Origin of the sequence: Sphingomonas sorbitolis, assembly GCF_036663875.1 — a bacterium.
Classification (GTDB): domain Bacteria; phylum Pseudomonadota; class Alphaproteobacteria; order Sphingomonadales; family Sphingomonadaceae; genus Sphingomonas.
Genome location: NZ_JAXOJS010000001.1, coordinates 1,002,390 through 1,023,361, shown reverse-complemented (window position 1 = coordinate 1,023,361; position 20,972 = coordinate 1,002,390). Strand labels below are relative to the sequence as shown.

The following is a 20,972-nucleotide window of genomic DNA, read 5'->3' as shown; positions in this document are numbered from 1 at the left end:
CAGACTGCGGCGGAACTACGTCGGGGGAAGTGATGCGTTTCGGAAATTTCGGCGTGCTGAGTGTTGGCGTGATGGCGATGACCGCAGCGTCGGCGCAGACGGGGGCTCCGCCAGCGACCACCACCGTACAACAGGATTTCGACACCGCCGCGGCGCTTGATGCGAAGGGCGACAAGCCCGCCGCGCTCGCCGCGTGGCAGAAGCTCGAGGCGCGCACCAAGCCCGGCTCGCGCAGCCGCGGCGTCGCGCTGATCCGTAAAAGTGCCGCGCTTTTCAAGCTCGATCGGTCCGACGATGCGGTGACCGCGGCGCGCGCCGGGCTTGCCTTGTTGCCGGCGAGCGATGCGACGCTTGCCGAGGATCGCTGGCGGGCGAATTACAATCTCGGCACCATTGCGGAAAACGCGCTCGACTACGCGGGGGCGAGCGATTCCTACGCGAGCGCCGAGACCGCCGCCGATACGCCCGACCTGAAAGTCGCATCGATGCTGGCGCTGGCGAACACCAAGACGTTTACCGACCCCGCCGCCGCGGATGCCGCGCTCGCCCGCGCGGATGCGTTGCTGAAGCCGCTAAAGACTGATGGCAAGCTGAAGGCGCTGGTCGCGCGTCGTCACGCGATCCTGCTGCTCAACCGTGGCGCCTACGAACCGGCGCGTGCCTATGCGGTCGAGGCCGTCAAGCAACTCGGTGGCCTGACCTCGCAGACCGACTTGACCGACGTTTCCGCGCGCTCCGATGCGGCGATCGCTTCGCTGCTGGCAGGCAAGGCGGACGACGCGCGCCGCTACATGGCGATGACCGGGGCGGGCCGGCTGACCAAGGGCGAGTTCGATCCGGCGGTACAGATGGACGTCCCGCCGTGCGGTGGCGAGGCCGATCTGCGCCCGGCGGACATGGCGGTCGTCGAGTTCACGATCGGCGACGACGGCGTGGTGAGCAGGGTCTCGCCGATCTATGCGGCGGGGGGCGGTGCGGTTGCGCTGGAGTTCGCGCGCGCGGTTCGCGACTGGTCGTGGACGCCCGAACAGGTCAAGGCGCTACCGGCGTTCTTCCGCTACAACGTCCGGATCGAGATGCGCTGTTCGACCGCGTTCGAGCGTCCGTCGATCACCAAGTTCCTCGACGCCGACATGGCGACGTGGCTCGAATCGAAGGGGCTTGCGCTGCCGACCGAGGAGCGCGGCGCGGATGCGGTCGCCGTCGTCCGCCAACGCGCGGCGCTCGCCGCAGCGGAGGCGAAGTCCGGCGCCACTTCGCTCGCCGCGCTGCCACCGCTTTATCAACTCGTGAACAATGCGGTGGTCGGGCGCGAGGAGAGCAACGTCCTCGCACGGCGGGCGCTCGCGATCGCCGAGGCGCAGGGCGCGCCGCCGACCGCACGGCTGCCGCTGGATATCAGCGTCCGCCAGACCGACAGCGCGGACAACTGGAAGAACGAAGTCTACGCGCGCGGGCTAACGCCGCTGCTGTCGGTCCCGGCGTACGCGAACGATCCCAAGGCGCGGTCCGCGATCCTGTTGCTGATCGCCGAGCGGACCTATTCGCGCAGTCGCCGCGCGGTGCTGCTGCAGCAGGTGGCCGACGACAAGGGGCTCGCCGCGAACGATCCGTTGCGGGTCGGTGCACTGATCCGTCTCGCGTCGCTTCAGCAACAGGCAGGCGAAACCGCAACCGCGCGCGCGACGTTCGAGCGGTCGGGGCTGGCCGCGAACCAGTGCGCGATCCTCGATGCGCCGCCGCACTTCCTGTCGGCGGGCGGCGTCTTCCCGAACGAGGCGATGGCCTGGGGCTTCGAAGGCTGGACCAAGACGCAGTTCGACGTCGATGCCAACGGCCGGGTACTCAACCAACGCGCGGTACTCAGCTATCCGCCGTTCGTATTCACCAAGGCGGGCGTGCAGACGGTGGCGGGCGCACGCTGGAGCAAGACCTTCCGCCCCGATGGCGGTGTCGGCTGCGGCGGGCTGTCGCAGCAGGTGCGGTTCAAGATGCCGGGGTGAAGTATTGCTTCATGATCCTCCCCCTTGTGGGGGAGGATTCGCCATCGCCTACACCAGCACCCGGTCCGGCCGCCCGACCTCCTCCAGCACGGTCGTCGAATCGATCTCCATCATCGGTTTGATCAGCCCGTCGCGGATGTCGTAGACCCAGCCGTGGAGCAGCACTTCTTGCCCACGCGCGAACGCCCCCTGGATCGTCTTGGTACGCGCAAGCCGCACGAGCTGGTCGCGGACGTTGACCTCGACCAGCCGGTTGACCTTCTGCTCGCGGTCGGGCTGCGCGTCGATCTCGTCGGCATGGTCGTGCAGCACGCAGCGCGCGGTACTGAGCCAGTCGTCAACCGGACCGGTCGTACCGCCGTCGAGCGTCGCGCGGATTCCGCCGCACGCATAATGGCCGCAGATGATGATGTGCCGCACACCCAGCACGTCGACCGCATATTGCAGCACCGACATCAGGTTCGTGTCGTCATCCTTCACCAGGTTGGCGATGTTGCGGTGGATGAACATGTTGCCCGGCGGCGTCATCGTCATCTGCTCGGGCCCGACGCGGCTGTCCGAACAGCCGATCCACAGGAACTCGGGGTTCTGACCGACCAGCTGGCGCTGGAAGAAGTCGGCGCTCTCCTCGATGATCTCGGCCGCCCACGCCTTGTTGGCGAGCAGGAGCTGCTTGTACTGCCTCATGCGAAACGGACCTCGGTCTGGGGGGCGTTGATCAGCTTCACCGTGCGCATCGCGAGGTCGCCGCGGATGAGCACCGTGATGCCGCGATACTGCGCGCCCTTGATGAACGCGTTGATGATGTCGACGTTATCGAGATCGACATAGCTGGTCGACGACAAGTCGATCAGCAGATTGGCGTTGTCAGGCACCTTGGCGAGTGCCTTCTGCAGTTCGTATTTGTGGATGAAATACAGGTTGCGGCGTGCGCGGACGAGGCAATCCTCGTCGTCGCAGGCAAAGGTGATCGCGGTACGGAAGTTGCGGGCGACGACGAACACGAAGCCGACCGCCAGGCCGATGACGATGCCTTCGAGCAAGTCGGTGAACAGGATCGCGCCGACCGTGACGACGAACGGGATGAACTGCGTCCAGCCCTGCTGAAAGCGTTCCTTGAACAGCTTGGGCTTGGTCAGCTTGTAGCCGGTCGCGATCAGCACCGCGGCGAGCGCCGACAGCGGGATCAGGTTCAACACCGCGGGGATCAGCGCGACGCTGACCAGCAACCAGAAGCCGTGGAGGATCGTCGACAGCTTGCTCTCCGCCTTCGAATCGACGTTCGCCGACGACCGCACGATCACCGAGGTGACGGGTAGGCCGCCGATCAAACCGGACAGGATATTGCCGCCGCCCTGCGCCATCAGCTCCCAGTTCTTATCGGTCGAGCGGCGGCGCGGATCGATCTCGTCGACTGCCTTGACGCTCAGCAATGACTCAAGGCTGGCGACGATCGCGAGCGTGACTGCGCTGCTCCAGACGATGCCCATCGTGATCCCGGAGAAGTCGGGAAAGGTGAACAGCGACGGGAATTGCGACAGCGTCTGCGTGATAGGGACCTGAACGAGGTGCGTCGCCTGGAGCTGCCAGTCGGGCTTCACGACGCCCAACAGCATGTTGCCGAAGATGCCGATCAGCACGACGACCAGCGGGCCGGGGACGAAGCGCAACGGGCCGTCCTTCGGCTTGGCGCCGTCCCACCAGAACAGGAACGCGAGGCTGATTGATGCGATCAGGATCGCCCCCGGCGTCACGGCCGCGCTCAGGCTGTCGAAGATCCGTGTGAAGGTATTGATGCCGTTCGCGGTCGTGAATTCGAAGATACCCTCGGCTTCGCGATCGAACCCGACGGCATGCGGGATCTGCTTGAGGATCAGGATCAGGCCGATCGCCGCGAGCATGCCGGTGATGACGGAGGACGGCACGAATTCGCTGAGGATGCCGGCGCGGGTCAGCGAGAAGCAAATCTGGAGCACCCCGGCGAGCACGACCGCCATCAGGAACATCTGGTAGCTTGGCATGCTCTCGATCGCGGTGAGCACGATCACCGTGAGGCCAGCGGCGGGGCCGCTGACCGACAGCGGTGATTTGGAGAACAGGCCCACGGCGATGCCGCCGACGATGCCGGAGATGATGCCGGCGAACAGCGGCGCACCGGACGCGAGCGCGACGCCGAGACACAGCGGCAACGCGACGAGCGCGACGACGATGGACGCGGGAAGATCCGCGCGCCACGTGGTAAGCTTTGGAATGAGAGTCGGCACCGATGCTCCTGTCGCTTGGTGTCGGCTGGGAATACGTCCGCACCGGACGCGTCTATCCATGCCACATGACAAATAGTTCATGTTCAGTAAGCGATGAACGGTGGCTGACTCAAGTTGGAATGTTGCGACGCGGAAGATTGTTCGGTCGCACGCGTTTGGGGCGGCTTTGTCGCGCATGGTTGCGTTGTCCGCGCGGACGCCTATCTCGGGCCGCTATGGCGAGAAGCACGACACGATCTTCCGACTGGGGTTTTCCACGCTGGCGCGAGTATGGCGCGAGCAGCGAGGCGGTGACCGTGCGGCTGTGCGACCGGCACGGCTGCAACGAGCCGGGCAATTGTCCTGCGCCGAAATCGCCGAACAGCCCCGATCGCTGGTATTTCTGCATGAACCACGCAGGCGAATATAATCGCGGGTGGAATTACTTCGAAGGCTTGAGCGCGGAAGAGGCTGCCGAGCGCGAGGCGGCGGAAACGCGGACCGCCGATGGCTATACCGATCCCAAGCATTACGCTTGGGCGGGCTCGGGTGATGGCAGCCGCTCGCGTGATGAGATGCGCGCGCTGGAAGTGCTGGATCTGGAGCCGGACGCGACGTTCGAGGACGTGCGCGCGGCATGGCGCAGGATGGCGAAGGCCAACCACCCGGATGTGCGGCCTGATGACAAGGATGCAGCGAAGCGGTTCCAGGGCGTGCAGGCGGCGTATGAGGTGCTGAAGGCGGCCGAAGACCAGCGGACGTGGAAACCGGCGTGATCCGCGTTCTTGCCAGCCGGTGGCAGGGGAGCGTGCTGGTCTGCGGGAAATGTTCGAAGAAGTTGGACGGCGGGTTCGGCGACAAGGGGCGGACGCCTCTGGTCAAGCTGCTGCGTCAGGCGCTCGGCGTGAAGAAGGGCCGCAAGGCGGACCGCGGCGTGGTCGAGGTCAAGTGCCTCGGGGTTTGCCCGAAGAACGCGGTGGTGATGGTGGACGGCGCTCGCCCCGATCGGTGGATGCTGGTGCCGGCTGGGGCTGACGTGAGCGAGGTCGTCGCGTCACTGACCGCCAGCGTGCCGTCACCCTCGCCGCCTTCGGCGTCTCTCCCCCTCCCCTGAGGGGAGAGGGAAGGGGCCCGCGCGGCGCTTGCCGGGTGGGAAGGGTGAGGGCACGTTATTCGGCGTACCGCTCCGCCGTCTCGCGGATCAGCGCGATCATGTTCGGGATCCCTTGAGTCCGGTTCGAACTCAGCTGTTTGCTCAGATCGAACGGCGCCAGTTCCGCCTTGATGTCGGTCGCGACGATCTCGGTCGGCGCCTGATCCTGCACGGTCAGCAACACCAGCGCGATAATCCCCTTAGTGATCGCCGCATTCGAATCCGCCAGGAAATGCAGCCGGCCATCGTCTGTCGTGGTCGGATAGACCCATACCGACGCCGAACACCCCCGCACCAGCGTCGCGTCGGTCTTGAGCGCATCCGGCATCGGTTCGAGCTCTTTGCCGAGATCGATCAGCAGGCGGTAGCGATCGTCGGGTTCGAGGAAGTCATATTCCTCGCGGATGTCGGTGAGGGTGGCCATGGAAGCGGCGGTTACTCCCGAGACGGCTTGCTCGCAACAGTCCGGCTAGCCATATGCTCGAACCCGAGCCGATTGCATTGTGCCGAACTGAAATATCTACCCCAAGCCTCTTTCCGTCACCCCAGCGAAAACTGGGGTCTCCCCGTTATGATGAGACCCCAGCTTTCGCTGGGGTGACGGGGGCGGTGGATGTCGAGGCGGTTGGCTTCAGAGATCCACCCCGGCGGCGATCGCCTCGAGCTTCTTGATGCGTTCCTTCAGATCGGCGATCTCGATCCGCGATCCGGTCGACACCGCCGGCATGCGGCCATCCTGCGCGTTATCGAGTTCGAGCCGCCGCAGCGAGAGCCATCCGCGCCATCCGGCCAATCCGCCGGCGACGACCATCGCCAGCCCCGCAAGGCTCGCCAGCGCCAAGGTGATGTAAAGGTTCGGGTCGATCATGTCCGCCTCCTAGCGGTCGCGGAGCCGCTCGATCTCTCGGTCGAGATCGACGCTCTTGTGGTTATCGGTGATCACGCGCTCCAGCACCTGGATGCGTTCCTTCATCTGCTGCACTTCGTCGCGCAGGCGCGCCGCCTCGGGGTCGTTCATCAGCGAGACGCCTTCGCCGCGGCGCGCGCTCTTGTGGCGCGATTTGAAGATGCCGGTAATCATCACGATCAGGACGATCATCACGACCATCACCTGTCCACCATTCATGATCTTATCTCCTGTGTATTGGCTTCATTGAGCGGGGTTCGGCCAAGCGGGTGGTCGTCGCGCAATTGCTCGATAGCGTCCGACAACTCGATTTTCCGATCGGTGACGATCCGTTCGAGCACCCGGACCCGCTGTTCCAGGCGTTCGGTATGGGCGGCATATTGTGCGGACTTCTCGGCGGTCTGCGCATTGAGCGCGGTTGCCATGCGCTCCTTGTGCTTGATCCAGTCCTTGAAGACGCTGCTGCCGATCCCGAGGATGACCGGAAGTCCGATCACGATGAAGACGAGCAGGAAGATCGTGAAGTTGTTCATGATCCCTGTCCTCAGCGATCGCGGAGAGCGTCGATCTCGCGAGCGGTGCGCTCGGCGGGATCGGTGGCAATGCGTTCAAGAACCGCGATCCGCTCTTCGAGGCGCGAGACCTGGCCAGTCAGGCGTTCATTCTCGCTGCTGAGCAGTTCGACCTTGCGATCACCCGCCGGGTCCTGCTTGTGCCCGCCGCCCCAGCTCATCGTGTTGCCCCAGTCGTCGCTCGGCGGATAGCCGTGCTTGGTACGGATCCAGTTGTTCGCGATCCAGCCGATGGTCGTGATCGCGATGATCGCAAGCACAAATCCAGGTCCACCCCAATGCATTGTCTGTCTCCCTGTTGACGCCGCGTCTCAGCGCAGGCTGTCGATCTCTGCCGCGAGGCTGTTGCTGTTGCGGCTGGTATAGTGTGTCTCGATGTCGGCAAGGCGGCGGTCGATGTCGCGGAACTTGCTGCGGACCTCGGCGGTCGAGCGCTTCGGGTTCGAGCGGACGCCCTGCCAGAACTTCGCGTCGTCGGGCGTCTCGTACAGACCGATCGGCTTCTTGGGCGCCAACCATGCGGTGGCGAAGTAGCCGAGGATGACCCAGCCGCTGGTGGCGACAGCCAGCACAACCATGGCGACCCGGATGAGTGTGATGTCGACGCCCGTGTAATCGGCGATCCCCGAGCAGACGCCCTTGAACTTGGCATTCTGCTTGTCGAGGTAAAACTGTGTGCGGCTACCGGACATGTCAGTTTCTCCGTTCGAAGGGGCGGTCGGTTTGGCGGTCGCTGTCGCGATCGAGGCGGTAAGGTGAGTCAGACTGGGTGGTGCCGAGGCCCGGCTTCCAGTCGGGATTGTCGGCAGCGATGATCCGTTCGACGGTCATCACCCTGTCTTCGAGGCGACGCGCGAGCATCTGCATCTCATCGAGCAGCCGCTCGTCCTCGTCGGTGATCTTTGGCGCGGTCTTCCACTTGGTGACATAGTGGAGGATCACCCAGGGCAGCCCGACGAAGAGGGTGGCGCATACGAGTACGGTGTCCATCTCAATCGTCCTTCTTCAAGCGCGCTTTGAGCGCGGCGAGCTGGGCGTTGACCTTGTCGTCGCTGCGTAGCTCGGCGATTTCCTCTTCGAGCGACTTCACGACCCCGAGCCCCATCGCATCCGCGCGGCCCTCGGCCTCGTCGACGCGGCGATCGAGGATGTCGAAGCGGCTGAACGCCTCGTGCGTCTTCGGGCCGTTGTACATCTCGCGCAGACGGGTGCGGTTGTTCGCGCTTTCCAGCCGGGTCTGCACCGCGTTCTGCTTGGTGCGCGCCTCGCGGAGCTTGGTCTGGAGCTTGGCGATGTCCTCTTCCGATGCACGGAGCGCATCGTCGAGAACGCCGACCTCGGCCTTGAGCTGCTCGGCCATGTCGAACGCCTTCTGGCGTTCCACGAGAGCGGCCTTGGCGAGGTCCTCGCGGTCCTTGCTCAGCGCCAGCTCGGCCTTCTCGGTCCAGTTGTCCTGGAGCTGCTCGAGCTTCGAGATATGGCGGCGCATCTCCTTCTGGTCGGCGATGGTGCGCGCGGCGGAGGCGCGAACCTCGACCAGCGTTTCCTCCATCTCGAGGATGATCATGCGGATCATCTTCGACGGATCTTCGGCCTTCTCGATGAGATCGGCGAAGTTGGCGGCGACGATGTCGCGGGTGCGGGAAAAGATGCCCATGTAAATCCTACTCCAGGGGTCGGCCCGAGGCTCTAAGCCGTCGGGGTCTTATGCCACGATCGAGGTGTGGACCGCGATAGGCGTTGTGTTGGTTGCGATCGCTGGGCCAACTGCGCCGAGGACGCAGGTTGCGCTGACGACGATGGTGCAGAGCGTGGCGGCGACGGTGCGGGCGATGTTGGTGTTGAACATGGTGGGTCCCCTTTAAGACTGGTTGGTTCCGCTATTCGGCGGGTTGCCTGAAGCATTGCATCTGTCGTGCCAGTTTCGAAAATGGCGGAATTGCAGGGGTTTGCGCGATTTTGGGTGATCGGACGGTGGCGTAAGCTTGCCAAGAGTTGGGAATTCGCGCCACATCTTCGCCATGGAGCGAACAACCCAGGTCATCGGCGAGTCCGGTACGTTCATGGCAGCGCTGGAACGCGCGTCGCGTGCGGCGGCTTTGGACCGCCCGGTGCTGGTGATCGGTGAGCGCGGCACGGGCAAGGAACTGGTCGCCGAACGCCTCCACCGCCTATCGCCGCGGTGGGATCAGCCGCTGGTCATCATGAACTGCGCGGCGCTGCCCGAGACGCTGATCGAGGCGGAACTGTTCGGGCACGAGGCGGGCGCGTTCACTGGCGCGACCAAGGCGCGGGTCGGGCGGTTCGAGGAGGCTGATGGGGGCACGCTGTTCCTCGACGAACTTGGCACGCTGTCGATGGCGGCGCAGGACCGGCTGCTGCGCGCGGTCGAGTATGGTGAGATTACCCGGATCGGTTCGTCGCGTCCGATGCGCGTCGACGTGCGGATCGTGGCGGCGACCAACGAGCATCTGCCCGACAAGGTCGACCGGCACGAGTTCCGCGCGGATCTGCTCGATCGGCTGTCGTTCGAGGTGGTGACGTTACCGCCGTTGCGCGCGCGCACCGGCGACGTGGTCGTCCTCGCGGAGCATTTCGGGCGGCGGATGGCGTCCGAGTTGGGCCGCGAGCGGTGGGAGGGGTTCGGCCCGGCGGCGATGGACGCGCTGATCGCGTATCGCTGGCCGGGCAACGTCCGCGAACTCCGCAACGTCGTCGAGCGCGCGGTGTATCGTTGGGAGCAGGCGGGGCCGATCGATGCGATCGAGATCGACCCGTTTCAGTCGCCACACCGGCCCGGTGCTTCGACTGCGCCGAAGCCTATCGTGGTGACCCCACGCGCGGCCGAGGCAGACGACGGCGAAGATCCTGTCGTTGCGTGCGAGGAAGGTCCGTCTGACTTCAAGTCCCGCGTGTCCCGCTTCGAACGCGACCTGCTCTCGCGCGCGCTGTCCGAACACCGCTTCAACCAGCGCGCCACCGCGGAGGCGCTAGGCCTGAGCTACGACCAACTCCGCCACGCCCTGAAACGCCACGACCTGCTCAACGCAGGCGCTTGAGCCACAACCACCCGTCATCCTGACGAAAGTCAGGATCCAGAGCCAAGCAGGGCGGCGTTCGTAACCTTAGGTCCTGACTTTCGTCAGGATTACGATCTGGCGTCGTTACGCACTCTTCCCCACCAGCCCCGCCAGCTTCTTCAACTTCGGCGCGACCATCGGCACGGTCAGCATCGTGCTCGCCAGCGCCATCAGCAGCAGCGCGGTGAAGGTCTCGTTGGTGATGATCTTCTTATCCAGCAGGATGTTGACGAAGATGATCATGATCAGCGCCTTGGTCTGGAGCAGCCAGCCGATCGCCGAAGCCTCGCCCGGCCGCCATTTCAGGATACGCCCGGCGGCGTGAACACCGATCAGCTTGCCGCCGACCGACGCGACCAGCAGCAACGCCGCTGCGGCGAAGACCGCATAGCCGCCGACCGCCCACTGCGTCTTCAACCCCGTCGACAGGAAGAACACCGGCATCACCGCGAGCAGCACGAAGTGGCGGAACTGGTCCATCTTCGCGGTCGTGAACCATTTCGAATCGAGCACCGCGCCCGACAGGAACGCGCCGACCATGAAATGCAGCCCCGCCCAGTCCGCCGCGAACCCGCAGCCGGCCAGCCAGATCAGGCTGACATACCAGCGATCGCGTTCCTCGATCCGCGCCATCAGTTTCCGCACGATCAACGTGGCCACCGCGAAGCCGAGCAGGAAGCCACCCTGCCGGCCGACCCGCTCCCAGTCGAGCAGGATCAGCGCGAGCACGCCCCAGATCGCGATGTCGTCAAGGCTGGCATAGCGCAGGATACGCTGGCCGATCGGTTCGCGCAGGATCTCGAGCTTTTCGAGGAAGAGGACGAGGATCGGCAGCGCAGTTACCGCACAGGCCATGCCGATGCCGAGCACCACTTGCCACGTCGCGCCGTCCGGCCCGCGCCAGCCGGGATACCGCAGCATCAGCACGGCGGCGATGCTACCGGTGATCAGCGGTACCGCAAGCGCCAGCCCTGCGGTGACGCCGGTCTCCCCGCGCCGCTTCCACGCCTCGCCGAGATCGAGCTCGATCCCCGCGACCCATACGAACATCATCACCGCCCACCATGCGATGCCGTTGAGCGAGCCCAACGTCGCGGGCGTGAAGATCGTTGCATAATAGTCGGGGTACGCCGCGCCGAGCACGCCCGGCCCGAGCAGAATGCCGCCGAAGATCTGCACCACCACCAGCGGCGCCCAGTAATCGGTACGCCCAAGCCGCCACACCAGATAAGGCACGGTGAAGATGATGAGTATCGCGAGGAGGAAGACCTCCGTCGGCGTCATGGCGTGCATGTGGATCCCCCGGCGCCGATCGGTTCCCCCCGCCGGCTTCGTTTCGGTAGCGATAGTATTCGGTGAAACCGGGCGCGGCAATATGCGGACGTGACGATACGCCCAGCGCGAACCGATCTCCGCGCTGCGTCATTTCGGGACAGGGCAAGATAGCGCGCTTCGATCGGCTCGCCGAACGCCGGCGTTCCGTGCGATTGAAAGCCATGCGCCGCAGATGCCGGCGGAGGAGGATTTTCGATGAAACGATCGTTGCTGGCGCTCGCGCTGTTCGCTGTTCCCGCGTTCGCGCAAGGCGCTGCGCCGTTCACGGTCAACGGTCAGGGATTCGCAACGCTGCAGGAGGCGGTGTCGTCGGTCCGCATGGGCACCGCGACGATCCAAATCGCGCCCGGCACGTATCGGCAATGCGCGGTCCAGGCGGGCGGCCACATCACCTTCAAGGCGGTTCAGCCCGGCACCGCGATCTTCGAGAGAGTGGCCTGCGAGGACAAGGCGGCCTTGGTGCTGCGCGGGCAGGGCTCGGTGGTCGATGGCCTCGTCTTCCGGGGCTATCGCGTATCGGACGGCAACGGTGCCGGCATCCGGACCGAGATGGGCGACCTGACCGTCACCAACGCCATGTTCCTCGACAGCCAGGAAGGTATTCTCGGCGGCCAGCCGACCGGTCAGACGATCACGATCGATCACTCGACCTTTGCCGGGCTCGGACAGTGCGACGAGGCGCCGAACTGTGCTCACGGGATCTATCTCGCCAACCAGGGCCGCGTGAGCGTCACCAACTCGCGGTTCGAGCGCGGCACCGGCGGGCATTACGTCAAGGTGCGCGCGCCCAATGTGACGATCACCGACAACAGCTTTGACGACACCGGCGGGCGCAAGACCAACTACATGATCGACCTGCCCGACGGCGCCACCGGCCTGATCGCGCGCAATACCTTCGTGCAGGGCAAGCAGAAGGAGAACGGCTCGGCGCTGATCGTCGTCGCTGCGGAGGCGAAGACTTACCCTTCGACCGGGTTGCGGGTGGAGGACAACGACGCGCGACTGACGGCGGGGGATACGCATACGCCGGCGTTTGTCGTGGATTTCAGCCATGACCGGCTGGCGATCGGTGCGAACCGGCTCGGTGCCGGGTTGAAGCCGTTCGAGACGCGGTGACAGCGAAGAACGCCGCTAGCTGTAGCTCCTACCGGAACCGTCACCGCAGCGAAAGCTGGGGTATCGCCGTTGGGATAGGACGCGCGCGCCGCGGGGAGATCCCAGCTTTCGCTGGGATGATGGGTTGAGGGGGGATGTCAGAGGGGGGCGGTGCGCAACCAACGAAGCGGGAGCACCGCGCCAACCCAGAAGTATGTTCTCCCGCGAAGGCGGGAGCCCAGGCTGGACTCCCGCCTTCGCGGGAGAACAGACTAGGCGAGCGTAATGTGCCTCAGCTTGGGCAGGTGCTCGAAGCGCTTGGATCGAGGTCCAGGCATCGCCCGTCCAGCCCGCTCACCGGCAGCCCGATCGTCGCCGCCAGGGTCGGTACGATATCCACCGTCTCGACCGACAGCGGCTGCTCGAACCCGCTCATCCCCTTGCGCCAGAACAGGATTGGCACGCGGCGGTCATAATCCCACGGCGACCCGTGCGTCTCGACATAGCCTCCCGCCGGCGAGACGATCGTCGTCACCCTCGGCTTGAGCAAGACCACCATCTGGCCGGAGCGCTCCGGATAGAAGGACGCGCGCGCCCGCTCGATCAGCGTCCACGTCTCGGGCGGTGACTTCGCCATCGGCGTCGCCATGATCTCAGCAGCCGAATACGCCCCCGCGATCTGCGGCAGTGCGCGATACCGGCGCAGCGCCTCCGCCAGCACTTTCGCGCGTGTCTTTTCCGGGAGCGAGTCGTCGATATAGACGTCGCCCTCGGTCCCGAGCAGCACGCTTCCCGGCAGCCCCATGTCCTTGGCAATCGCAGTGCCGACCTGCTTGGCGAGGACATTCTCGTCCATGTGCGCCTCCATCGGCATCGCGCGCTGCTGCTGGCGCTCGGTCGCGTCGTGCGCGCCGTGATCCGCGGTCAGCACTACTTCGTAATCGACCCCGGTTTCGTCCATCACGTTGAAGAAATCGCCCAGCGTCTTATCGAGCTGCGCCATCTGGATGCACATCTCCGAGCCCTGCGTGCCGTAGGTATGCCCGATATAATCGGTCGCCGACGCGCCGATATCGATGATGTCGGTCTGCGGCCCCTTGCCGAGCTTCATGTCCTGCACCAGCGCTGCCGCCATCGCGAACACCGCGGCGTCGGACGCGGGCAACACGCGGAAGCCCTTGGTATCCCCCGCCTCGCGCTCGAAGCGACCCTGGCCGTACGTCTTGCCCGCGATCACGATCGGATGGTTCACGCCCGCGCAATAGCCCGGCAACGGCAGCGCCGCCTGCGGCTTGGCGATCAGCGCGGCGACCGCGTCGCGCGTACGCTGCACCGCCGGCGGCACCGCGCGACCGGCATACGAAACGTACGTCTTGCCGTCCCACCACCAAAGTTCGTCGACCTTGTGGCCGCCCATCATCACCGCCGCGCGATCCTTGCCCGCGACCGAGACCGAGCGGGTGCGCGGATCGCGCGCCTTCATCATCTCGCCGAGCGTCGGCACCTTCAGGTGCATGTCGGACACGGTGTAGCTGTCGTGCGTGCTGCCGGTGACGCGCTCGTCCTCCGAGCAATAAACGATTTTGTCGGGCCGTCCCGCGCGCTGGTCGACCCAGTTGTTGGCGATGATCCCGGTATGCGCGGGCCGCATGCCGGTCAGGATCGTCGAGTGGCCGGGGCACGTCTCGGTCGCGGCGTGGCTCTGATACCCGCTTGGAAAGACTGCGCCGTTCAGCAGCCGGGTGAAGCCGCCGGTATAGTGATTCCGATACTGCTGGAACAGGTCGGCGGCGAACTGGTCGACCGAGATCGCGACGATCAGCTTCGGCGGGGTGGTCGGAGCCGCCGTAGGCGGCGGTGCCGTCTGGGCGGAGACCGAAGCGGCCGAAGTCAGCAGGAGCGCGGCGATAAGTGCTTTCACGAACAGTCCTTTAGCCAGCGACGACCATCGAGCGCGGTCGTCGCTTTGAAGTGCAATACGACACGGTCACCGCTATGGCTTTGCGCGATGAACGAAACAAGGATGGCCATGCGCGGATTACGTTGCGTCCTGATGACGGTCTTGCTGGCCGTTTGCGGGCTGGCGAGTGGACCTGCGCTTGCGGAATCGCTGAACGGTTCAAGCCAGCATCTGATGATGAATCTGGTCGCCGAGAGCGACCACCCCAAGTCAGGAGCACCGCTGACAATCGCGCTGGCAACGACGCCCGAAGCCGGCTGGCACGGCTATTGGCGCAATCCCGGCGACGCGGGCTTTCCGGCGACGTTCGACTGGACCTTGCCGACGGGAGCGAAGGCGGGCGAGCCCGAATGGCCGGTGCCGACGACGCTGCTGATCGCGGGCCTGATGAACTATGTCTACGAGGCGCCGTATGCGCCGCTCGTGACGATCCAGGTTCCGGCCGGGCTGACGGCGGGGACGAAATTCCCGATCCGGCTCAAGACGAGCTATCTCGTCTGCTCCGCTACGATCTGCGTACCCGAGGAAAAGGCGCTCTCGCTCGACCTCACGATCGGTGACGGCGCGCCGTCGCAGGCGGTCGCGTTCGCTGGCTGGCGGCAGGCGATTCCGAAGTCGCTCGATGCCGGTGCGAGCTATGCGGCGAACAACGGGACGATGCGGATCGCCATCCCGTTCCCCGCAGGGGCGAAAGTCGACAAGGCGTATTTCTTCCCGGTCACCACTGGCGCGATCGAGAACGGCGCGGCGCAGACGGTGACGCGCGACGGCGACCGGCTGACGATCAGCACCAAGGTCGCGGCGAACGCCAAGGCTGGCGGACCGATCGAAGGCGTATTGCGGATCGGCGAAGGGCAGGGGCTCGGCGTTAAGGCTACGCCCGGTGCGGTCGGCGATGCGGCCGGCAGTGGATCGACCAGCGCGAGCGGCAAGAGCCTCTGGCTGACCGCGCTGATCGCGTTTGCGAGCGCAGTGCTCGGCGGCTTGATCCTCAACATCATGCCGTGCGTGTTCCCGATCCTGAGTCTCAAGGCGCTCAGCCTCGCGCGCGGCGGTGCCAGCGAGAAGGAGGCGCGCGGCGAGGCGTTGGCCTACACCGCGGGCGTCGTGCTGGTCTGCCTCGGTCTTGGCGGCGCGATCCTGGCATTGCGCGCAGGCGGTTCGGCGGTCGGCTGGGCGTTTCAGTTGCAACATCCCGGTGCGATCGTCGCATTGCTGCTTCTGAGCACTGCGATTGCGTTCAATCTCGCCGGGCTGTTCGAGGTGCCGACGCCGCGCTTTGCGGGCGAGAGCGGCGCGAGCGGGGCGTTCGCGACCGGCGCGCTGGCGGCGTTCATCGCGACGCCGTGCACCGGGCCGTTCATGGGTGCGGCGCTCGGCGCAGCGCTGGTGCTGCCGTGGCCGGCGGCGCTCGCCGTGTTCGGCGGGCTTGGGATCGGCTTGTCGCTCCCGTTCCTCGCGATCGGGTTCATTCCGTCGTGGCGGCGGTGGCTGCCGAAGCCCGGCGTCTGGATGGAGACGTTCCGCCACATCCTGTCGGTGCCGATGTTCCTGACCGCAATCGCGCTCGGCTGGGTGCTCGGACGTCAGACTGGGGTGGATACGCTGACGCTTGCGCTGGTTGCGGTGCTGGCTGTCGGCGCAGTGCTCTGGATCGGTGGCACCCGCCAGCGCAAAGGCAAGGCGTTCGGCGTCGTGGCGCAGATCGCTTTGGCTATCGTTGTCGTCGGCAGCGCGGTTCTGATCGCGCGCGCGCCACCGGCGGCGGCCAAGGTCGCCACCGCCGGCGACGAACCGTTCACCGAGGCCCGGCTCGCGTCGCTCCGCGCGGAAAAGCGTCCAGTGTTCGTGTATTTCACCGCCGACTGGTGCCTGACGTGCAAGGTCAACGAGAAGGCCGCGATCGACACGGCGGGCGTTCGCGACGCGTTCGCCAAGCATAAGGTGGCCGCGCTGATCGGCGATTGGACCGACGGCGACCCGGTGATGGGCCGTTTCATCCAGGCCCACAACCGCGCCGGGGTGCCTTTGTACCTTTACTACGCGCCAGGTGCAGCCGAGCCGACCGTCCTCCCGCAGGTCCTGACGCCAGGCTTGCTCGAGGGCCTTGGCGCTTAGGCTGATTGCCAATCCTCCCCCGCGAGGGGGAGATGGCGCCGAAGGCGACGGAGGGGGAGGGGGCGATAAACGCCGTTGCGTGTCCTCCCCCTCCGACTGGCAAGCGCCAGCCACCTCCCCCTGGCGGGGCAGGATCAGAGACCGCAGGTCAGTCAGTCATATTCTTGACTTGTGCAGCGCAGCGAAGCGTTGCAGCATGGAACCGTAACGCTTGATGGGGAATTGACCGTTCCGATGGGGAAACAGGCGTTCGACGAAATCATGGGGACGCCGGGCGATACGACCGCTCGTCCCGAACTCGCGGCTCTCGGGCATTGGATCGAGGAGACGCCCGACGCCGAGCTTCGTCGTCGGCAGGAAGCCGCCGAGACGACTTTCCGACAGCTCGGCATCACGTTTGCGGTCTACGGCGAGAACGAGGCGGCAGAACGGATCATCCCGTTCGATATCGTCCCGCGCGTGTTCCTCCACGACGAGTGGACGCGCCTCTCGGAGGGGCTAGTCCAGCGCGTCGATGCGATCAACGCGTTTCTCAACGACATCTATGGCGAACGTCGCATCCTGAAAGAGGGCATCCTCCCCGAGGATCTGGTGCTGGGGAATGCGCAGTTCCGGCCTGAGATCGCCGGCATCAGGCCGCCGCACGGCGTCTGGGCGCATATCTGTGGCATCGATCTGGTCCGCACCGGCCCCGACGATTTCTTCGTGCTCGAGGACAATGCGCGCACGCCGTCCGGCGTCAGCTACATGCTGGAAAACCGCGAGGCGATGCTGCGGCTCTGCCCCGAGCTGTTCCGCGAGTTCCGCGTCGCGGCGGTCGATAGCTATCCCGACCTGCTGCTCGAGACGATGAAGTCGGTCGCGCCACACGGCACGGGCTCCAACCCGACCTGTGTGCTGCTGACGCCGGGCCATTACAACTCTGCCTATTACGAGCACAGCTTCCTCGCGGATTCGATGGGGATCGAACTCGTTGAGGCCGCCGATCTCGTGGTGGACGACGATATCGTCTGGATGCGGACGATCGCCGGGCGGGTGAAGGTCGACGTGATCTATCGCCGGATCGACGACGACTATCTCGACCCGTTAGTGTTCCGCCCGGACTCCGCGCTCGGCGTGCCTGGGTTGATCGCAGCCTACGCGGCCGGCAACGTCGCGATCATGAACGCGCCGGGCAACGGCATCGCCGACGACAAGGCGATCTACAGCTACATGCCCGACATCGTGAAGTTTTACTCGGGCGGCGAGTGCAAGTTGCGCAACGTCGAAACCTGGCGGTGCCGCGAACCGCAGTCGTTGCAATACGTGCTGGACAACCTGGAGGACGTCGTCGTCAAGCTGGTAGACGGCTCCGGCGGCTACGGCATGCTGGTCGGGCCGACCGCGTCGAAACAGGAGATCGAGGATTTCCGCGCGGCGCTCATTGCCGAACCGCACCGCTACATCGCGCAGCCGACGCTGGCGCTGTCGACCGTCCCGACGATGGCCGATGGCGGCCTATCCCCACGCCACGTCGATTTCCGCCCGTTCGTGTTGAGCGGATCGAAGGGCGTGCAGGTCGTTCCCGGCGGCCTCACCCGCGTCGCGCTGAAGGAAGGCTCGCTGGTGGTAAATTCCAGCCAGGGTGGCGGGACGAAAGACAGCTTCGTGCTGATGGCGGAACAGTCGCAGCGGATCACGCGCGGTGCGATGACGCAGACGATGGGCAGCATGACGCAGACCTTGGGCGGAGACGCCTGATGCTCTCGCGTACGGCATCGTCGCTCTACTGGCTTGGCCGCTATTTCGAGCGTGCCGACTTCATCGCCCGATTGGTCGAGGCCACCGTGCGCCTCGACGTCCTCTCGTCGCAGCCTGCGGGCGAGGCGGCCTGGGCCTCCGCGCTCGCCGTGACCGAGACCGAGGAACCGTTCGCGACGCTCGGCGGCAATCTTAGCCAGACCGAAGTCGTCCGCTTCCTGACGCTCGATTCGAGCCATCCCGGCTCGATCGTGCGCTGCGTCGACATGGCGCGCAACAACGCCAAGGCGGTGCGCACCGCGCTGACCCGTGAGGCGTGGACCGCAATCAATCGTGCGTGGCTGTTGTTCGAGAACCGGACGATCCCACGCAGCACGACCGACCAGATGAACCTGGTCGAGGCGGTAAAGACCGAGACACGCGGGTTCGAAGGCGCGATCCACCGGATGCTGCGCAACCAGACGACGTGGTTTATCCGGCTCGGGCAAGCGGTCGAGCGCGCCGACAACACGGCGCGGTTGCTGGACGTCAAATACCATATTTTGCTGCCCGAGGGGCAGAAGATCGGTGGCGCGATCGATCGCGACCAGTGGACCACGATCCTTCAGACCGTCTCCGCGGTAACCGCGTATCGCTGGTTGTATAGCGACGGTCTGAGGCCGGCCGACGTCATCGACTTGCTGATTGCCCGCGCAGAACTGCCGCGGAGCCTGGCGGCATCGGTCGAGGAGACGGTCGACGTGCTCAACCTGCTGGCAAAACGCACGGGCAATCACGGGGAGGCGGACAGGATGGCACGAATGCGGGCATCGCGAATGGCCAAGACGCGGTCGGGGGAAGTGATCGCCTCCGGGCTGCACCAGTATCTGCAGGCCTTCATCGCCGAGAACGCGCTGCTCCACGGCGCGATCGGCCGCCAGTTCAAGTTCCATTGATGCGGCTGTCGATCGATCATCATACGATCTACCGCTTCACCCAGCCACAGGGCCGGCTGGTCCAGATGCTCCGGCTTACGCCTGAGAATACGCACGACCAGACCGTGGCATCGTGGCGGATCGACGTCGATTGTGACGCGCGGTTGCGGCCGGGGCGTGACGGCTTCGGCAACGCGGTGACGATGCTGTACGCCGAGGGGCCGGTCGACGGGATCGAGATCACCGTTAAGGGTGAGGTGCTGACGAGTCACTCCGACGGCGTGCTGCACGGTGTCCACGAGACGTTGCCGCCCGCGCTGTTCCTGCGCGCGACCGAGGCGACGGCTTTCGACCCTGCGATCGCCGAGTTCGCGGCGGATGCGGTGGTCGGTGCACGCGATCGCGTCGGGGCGCTGCACCGGCTTAACCGGGCGCTGCATGGGCAGTTCGTCTTCGATGCCGGACGCCCCGAGCCCGGGCTCACCGCGGGTGCTGCATTCCGAAAGGATAGCGCTACGCCGCGCGACATGGCGCAGATCTTCGCGGTCGCGGCGCGGTCCTTGGGTGCACCTGCGCGGTACGTGTCGGGCTATCATCACAACGACCATGAGGTGGTCCACTTCCCGACACCGCATGGCTGGGCGGAGGCGTATGTCGATGGGCTCGGCTGGGTCGGGTTCGATCCCTGCACGGGGATGTCGCCGGAGGAGCATTACGTGCGGGTCGCGATGGCGCTCGATGCGGCCGGCGCGGCGCCGGTTGCAGGATCGCGGCTGGGCGAGGGGGGTGAGGAACTCGACGTCGACGTTGTGGTGCAGCGCGAGGACTAAAAAGCTTGTTTCCCCGCAAAGGCGGGGACCCAGACTGTGCTCCCGCCTTCGCGGGAGAACAAGACGTGGCCGGTTTTGCGGTATGACCACCCCGGCGAAGGCCGGGGCCCAATTGGCAAGGTGGTCGTAACTAAGGGCGATCTTCCGTTAGCAGCGTTTCCCAATTGGGCCCCGGCCTTCGCCGGGGTGGTGGCTCTTGAAGAGCCGCCGGGCCACCCAACTACGCTAGCTACAAATCAGGCCGTCGCCGCGACCCGCGCAGGCGACGCCACGAGATCCGCATCCTCAAGCCGCCGCCACCCCGCCGGCCCCAGCACCTCGAGCGGCCGATACCGCGTCTTGTATTCCATCCGCGGCGAGCCCTTCACCCAATAGCCCAGATACACGTACGGCAAACCGGCCTCGCGCGCGCGGATCAGATGGTCCATGATGATGAAGTTGCCGAACCCCGGCCGGCTCTCCTCGTCCGCCGCAAAGAAGCTGTAGACCATCGACAGCCCGTCCGCCTGGCGATCGGTCAGGCAGGCCCCGATCAGCCGCCCGCGCGCGCCGTCTACCGAGGGCTCGCGGTACTCGACGATCACCGAATTGACCGGCGAATGCTCGATCATGTCGGCGTAATCGTCCTCGTCCATTCCGGCCATGCCGCCGCCCGGATGGCGCGTCCCGAGATAGCGACGGAGCAACTGGAACTGCTCGTCGGTCGCCCACGCCTTGCACGCGGTCACTTCGACATCGCCGTTGCGCCTGAGCAACTTACGCTGCGTCGCGTTGGGCATGAATTCGTTGGTCACGACGCGGACCGACACGCACGCGGTACATCCGGCACACGACGGCCGATAGGCGACGCCCTGACTGCGACGAAACCCGATCCGCCCGAGCGCATCGTTCAGCTCGCTCGCATGCGGGCCGGTCAGCTCGGTAAACACTTTCCGTTCCTGCCGACCCGGTAGATACGGGCACGGCGACGGGCTGGTAACGAAGAAGCGCGGGAAACGAAAAGGCGCAGTCACCGAACCGGA

23 protein-coding genes are annotated in these 20,972 nt (G+C 65.6%); 9 read left to right on the top strand and 14 right to left on the bottom strand.

Annotated elements, in window-relative coordinates; all coding sequences use genetic code 11:
- Positions 1–32: 32 nt before the first annotated feature.
- Positions 33–2,003 carry an energy transducer TonB gene (locus U1763_RS04245; protein ID WP_332754227.1) on the top strand — a complete coding sequence of 657 codons (1,971 nt, stop codon included), beginning with the start codon at positions 33–35 and terminating at the stop codon, positions 2,001–2,003.
- A gap of 48 nt (positions 2,004–2,051) precedes the next feature.
- On the opposite strand, the gene U1763_RS04240 is transcribed toward U1763_RS04245, so the two are convergent.
- Positions 2,052–2,690: a carbonic anhydrase gene (locus tag U1763_RS04240; protein WP_332754226.1), complete on the bottom strand. Its 639-nt coding sequence runs from the start codon at positions 2,688–2,690 to the stop codon at positions 2,052–2,054.
- The gene (locus tag U1763_RS04235) at positions 2,687–4,267 is read right to left on the bottom strand and encodes a SulP family inorganic anion transporter (RefSeq protein ID WP_132896798.1); all 1,581 of its coding nucleotides are present in this window, start codon (positions 4,265–4,267) and stop codon (positions 2,687–2,689) included. The genes U1763_RS04240 and U1763_RS04235 overlap by 4 nt, the downstream gene beginning before the upstream one ends.
- 215 nt (positions 4,268–4,482) lie before the next feature.
- On the opposite strand from U1763_RS04235, the gene U1763_RS04230 reads away from it, so the two are divergent.
- Positions 4,483–5,022 carry a J domain-containing protein gene (locus U1763_RS04230; RefSeq protein ID WP_132740030.1) on the top strand — a complete coding sequence of 180 codons (540 nt, stop codon included), beginning with the start codon at positions 4,483–4,485 and terminating at the stop codon, positions 5,020–5,022.
- Positions 5,019–5,360 carry a (2Fe-2S) ferredoxin domain-containing protein gene (locus tag U1763_RS04225; RefSeq protein WP_207894178.1) on the top strand — a complete coding sequence of 114 codons (342 nt, stop codon included), beginning with the start codon at positions 5,019–5,021 and terminating at the stop codon, positions 5,358–5,360. Before U1763_RS04230 ends, U1763_RS04225 begins: the two co-directional genes overlap by 4 nt.
- A 55-nt stretch (positions 5,361–5,415) precedes the next feature.
- Here the strand turns inward: U1763_RS04225 and U1763_RS04220 are convergent, their stop codons facing one another.
- The 9 genes from U1763_RS04220 to U1763_RS04180 form a co-directional block, all read right to left on the bottom strand.
- Positions 5,416–5,823: a SufE family protein gene (locus U1763_RS04220; protein WP_132740027.1), complete on the bottom strand. Its 408-nt coding sequence runs from the start codon at positions 5,821–5,823 to the stop codon at positions 5,416–5,418.
- Between the two features lie 207 nt (positions 5,824–6,030).
- The gene (locus U1763_RS04215; protein WP_332754225.1) at positions 6,031–6,267 is read right to left on the bottom strand and encodes a hypothetical protein; all 237 of its coding nucleotides are present in this window, start codon (positions 6,265–6,267) and stop codon (positions 6,031–6,033) included.
- Positions 6,268–6,276: 9 nt separating this feature from the next.
- The gene (locus tag U1763_RS04210) at positions 6,277–6,525 is read right to left on the bottom strand and encodes a hypothetical protein (RefSeq protein WP_132896794.1); all 249 of its coding nucleotides are present in this window, start codon (positions 6,523–6,525) and stop codon (positions 6,277–6,279) included.
- Positions 6,522–6,839: a hypothetical protein gene (locus U1763_RS04205; RefSeq protein ID WP_132896793.1), complete on the bottom strand. Its 318-nt coding sequence runs from the start codon at positions 6,837–6,839 to the stop codon at positions 6,522–6,524. The genes U1763_RS04210 and U1763_RS04205 overlap by 4 nt, the downstream gene beginning before the upstream one ends.
- Before the next feature lie 11 nt (positions 6,840–6,850).
- The gene (locus U1763_RS04200) at positions 6,851–7,162 is read right to left on the bottom strand and encodes a hypothetical protein (protein ID WP_132896792.1); all 312 of its coding nucleotides are present in this window, start codon (positions 7,160–7,162) and stop codon (positions 6,851–6,853) included.
- A 27-nt stretch (positions 7,163–7,189) separates the two neighbouring features.
- On the bottom strand, positions 7,190–7,570 hold the full coding sequence (pspC, locus tag U1763_RS04195) for an envelope stress response membrane protein PspC (protein ID WP_132896791.1): 381 nt from the start codon (positions 7,568–7,570) through the stop codon (positions 7,190–7,192).
- A 1-nt stretch (position 7,571) separates the two neighbouring features.
- Positions 7,572–7,868 carry an envelope stress response membrane protein PspB gene (gene pspB, locus U1763_RS04190; protein WP_332754224.1) on the bottom strand — a complete coding sequence of 99 codons (297 nt, stop codon included), beginning with the start codon at positions 7,866–7,868 and terminating at the stop codon, positions 7,572–7,574.
- Position 7,869: 1 nt separating this feature from the next.
- A complete protein-coding gene (gene pspA, locus U1763_RS04185) occupies positions 7,870–8,535 on the bottom strand; it encodes a phage shock protein PspA (protein WP_332754223.1) in 666 nt (221 codons plus the stop codon).
- A 48-nt stretch (positions 8,536–8,583) separates the two neighbouring features.
- Entirely contained in the window at positions 8,584–8,727 is a 144-nt protein-coding gene (locus U1763_RS04180) for a hypothetical protein (protein WP_165886549.1), read from the bottom strand.
- Positions 8,728–8,899: 172 nt separating this feature from the next.
- On the opposite strand from U1763_RS04180, the gene pspF reads away from it, so the two are divergent.
- Positions 8,900–9,937 carry a phage shock protein operon transcriptional activator gene (gene pspF / locus U1763_RS04175; protein ID WP_332754222.1) on the top strand — a complete coding sequence of 346 codons (1,038 nt, stop codon included), beginning with the start codon at positions 8,900–8,902 and terminating at the stop codon, positions 9,935–9,937.
- A gap of 105 nt (positions 9,938–10,042) precedes the next feature.
- Here pspF and U1763_RS04170 read toward each other — a convergent pair whose 3' ends face one another.
- Positions 10,043–11,251, bottom strand: coding sequence for a cation:proton antiporter (locus U1763_RS04170; protein ID WP_332754221.1), 1,209 nt, complete (start codon positions 11,249–11,251; stop codon positions 10,043–10,045).
- A gap of 237 nt (positions 11,252–11,488) precedes the next feature.
- Here U1763_RS04170 and U1763_RS04165 point away from each other — a divergent pair, with 237 nt between their 5' ends.
- The gene (locus U1763_RS04165) at positions 11,489–12,409 is read left to right on the top strand and encodes a right-handed parallel beta-helix repeat-containing protein (RefSeq protein ID WP_332754220.1); all 921 of its coding nucleotides are present in this window, start codon (positions 11,489–11,491) and stop codon (positions 12,407–12,409) included.
- A gap of 271 nt (positions 12,410–12,680) precedes the next feature.
- On the opposite strand, the gene U1763_RS04160 is transcribed toward U1763_RS04165, so the two are convergent.
- The gene (locus U1763_RS04160; RefSeq protein ID WP_332754219.1) at positions 12,681–14,309 is read right to left on the bottom strand and encodes an alkaline phosphatase family protein; all 1,629 of its coding nucleotides are present in this window, start codon (positions 14,307–14,309) and stop codon (positions 12,681–12,683) included.
- A 108-nt stretch (positions 14,310–14,417) separates the two neighbouring features.
- Here U1763_RS04160 and U1763_RS04155 point away from each other — a divergent pair, with 108 nt between their 5' ends.
- The 4 genes from U1763_RS04155 (at position 14,418) to U1763_RS04140 (ending at position 19,950) form a co-directional block, all read left to right on the top strand.
- Positions 14,418–16,466, top strand: a complete 2,049-nt coding sequence (locus tag U1763_RS04155; RefSeq protein ID WP_332754218.1) for a protein-disulfide reductase DsbD family protein — start codon at positions 14,418–14,420, stop codon at positions 16,464–16,466.
- A gap of 234 nt (positions 16,467–16,700) precedes the next feature.
- Positions 16,701–18,206, top strand: a complete 1,506-nt coding sequence (locus U1763_RS04150) for a circularly permuted type 2 ATP-grasp protein (RefSeq protein ID WP_332754412.1) — start codon at positions 16,701–16,703, stop codon at positions 18,204–18,206.
- Positions 18,206–19,141 (top strand): alpha-E domain-containing protein, encoded by a 936-nt coding sequence (locus U1763_RS04145; protein WP_132739993.1) that lies wholly within the window; start codon positions 18,206–18,208, stop codon positions 19,139–19,141. Before U1763_RS04150 ends, U1763_RS04145 begins: the two co-directional genes overlap by 1 nt.
- The gene (locus tag U1763_RS04140) at positions 19,141–19,950 is read left to right on the top strand and encodes a transglutaminase family protein (protein WP_132739990.1); all 810 of its coding nucleotides are present in this window, start codon (positions 19,141–19,143) and stop codon (positions 19,948–19,950) included. The genes U1763_RS04145 and U1763_RS04140 overlap by 1 nt, the downstream gene beginning before the upstream one ends.
- 236 nt (positions 19,951–20,186) lie before the next feature.
- Here U1763_RS04140 and U1763_RS04135 read toward each other — a convergent pair whose 3' ends face one another.
- Positions 20,187–20,963 carry an arginyltransferase gene (locus U1763_RS04135; RefSeq protein ID WP_332754217.1) on the bottom strand — a complete coding sequence of 259 codons (777 nt, stop codon included), beginning with the start codon at positions 20,961–20,963 and terminating at the stop codon, positions 20,187–20,189.
- Between the last annotated feature and the right edge of the window lie 9 nt (positions 20,964–20,972).

Bases quoted from the DNA above. Each gene is read 5' to 3' on its own strand.
- U1763_RS04170 (WP_332754221.1), bottom strand. From the start codon at position 11,251: ATGCACGCCATGACGCCGACGGAGGTCTTCCTCCTCGCGATACTCATC.
- pspF (WP_332754222.1), top strand. From the start codon at position 8,900: ATGGAGCGAACAACCCAGGTCATCGGCGAGTCCGGTACGTTCATGGCA.
- U1763_RS04200 (WP_132896792.1), bottom strand. From the start codon at position 7,162: ATGCATTGGGGTGGACCTGGATTTGTGCTTGCGATCATCGCGATCACG.
- pspA (WP_332754223.1), bottom strand. From the start codon at position 8,535: ATGGGCATCTTTTCCCGCACCCGCGACATCGTCGCCGCCAACTTCGCC.
- U1763_RS04205 (WP_132896793.1), bottom strand. From the start codon at position 6,839: ATGAACAACTTCACGATCTTCCTGCTCGTCTTCATCGTGATCGGACTT.
- U1763_RS04215 (WP_332754225.1), bottom strand. From the start codon at position 6,267: ATGATCGACCCGAACCTTTACATCACCTTGGCGCTGGCGAGCCTTGCG.
- U1763_RS04210 (WP_132896794.1), bottom strand. From the start codon at position 6,525: ATGAATGGTGGACAGGTGATGGTCGTGATGATCGTCCTGATCGTGATG.
- U1763_RS04240 (WP_332754226.1), bottom strand. From the start codon at position 2,690: ATGAGGCAGTACAAGCAGCTCCTGCTCGCCAACAAGGCGTGGGCGGCC.
- U1763_RS04145 (WP_132739993.1), top strand. From the start codon at position 18,206: ATGCTCTCGCGTACGGCATCGTCGCTCTACTGGCTTGGCCGCTATTTC.
- U1763_RS04150 (WP_332754412.1), top strand. From the start codon at position 16,701: ATGGGGAAACAGGCGTTCGACGAAATCATGGGGACGCCGGGCGATACG.
- U1763_RS04155 (WP_332754218.1), top strand. From the start codon at position 14,418: ATGCGCGGATTACGTTGCGTCCTGATGACGGTCTTGCTGGCCGTTTGC.
- U1763_RS04245 (WP_332754227.1), top strand. From the start codon at position 33: ATGCGTTTCGGAAATTTCGGCGTGCTGAGTGTTGGCGTGATGGCGATG.
- U1763_RS04140 (WP_132739990.1), top strand. From the start codon at position 19,141: ATGCGGCTGTCGATCGATCATCATACGATCTACCGCTTCACCCAGCCA.
- U1763_RS04165 (WP_332754220.1), top strand. From the start codon at position 11,489: ATGAAACGATCGTTGCTGGCGCTCGCGCTGTTCGCTGTTCCCGCGTTC.
- U1763_RS04220 (WP_132740027.1), bottom strand. From the start codon at position 5,823: ATGGCCACCCTCACCGACATCCGCGAGGAATATGACTTCCTCGAACCC.
- pspC (WP_132896791.1), bottom strand. From the start codon at position 7,570: ATGTCCGGTAGCCGCACACAGTTTTACCTCGACAAGCAGAATGCCAAG.
- U1763_RS04230 (WP_132740030.1), top strand. From the start codon at position 4,483: ATGGCGAGAAGCACGACACGATCTTCCGACTGGGGTTTTCCACGCTGG.
- pspB (WP_332754224.1), bottom strand. From the start codon at position 7,868: ATGGACACCGTACTCGTATGCGCCACCCTCTTCGTCGGGCTGCCCTGG.
- U1763_RS04180 (WP_165886549.1), bottom strand. From the start codon at position 8,727: ATGTTCAACACCAACATCGCCCGCACCGTCGCCGCCACGCTCTGCACC.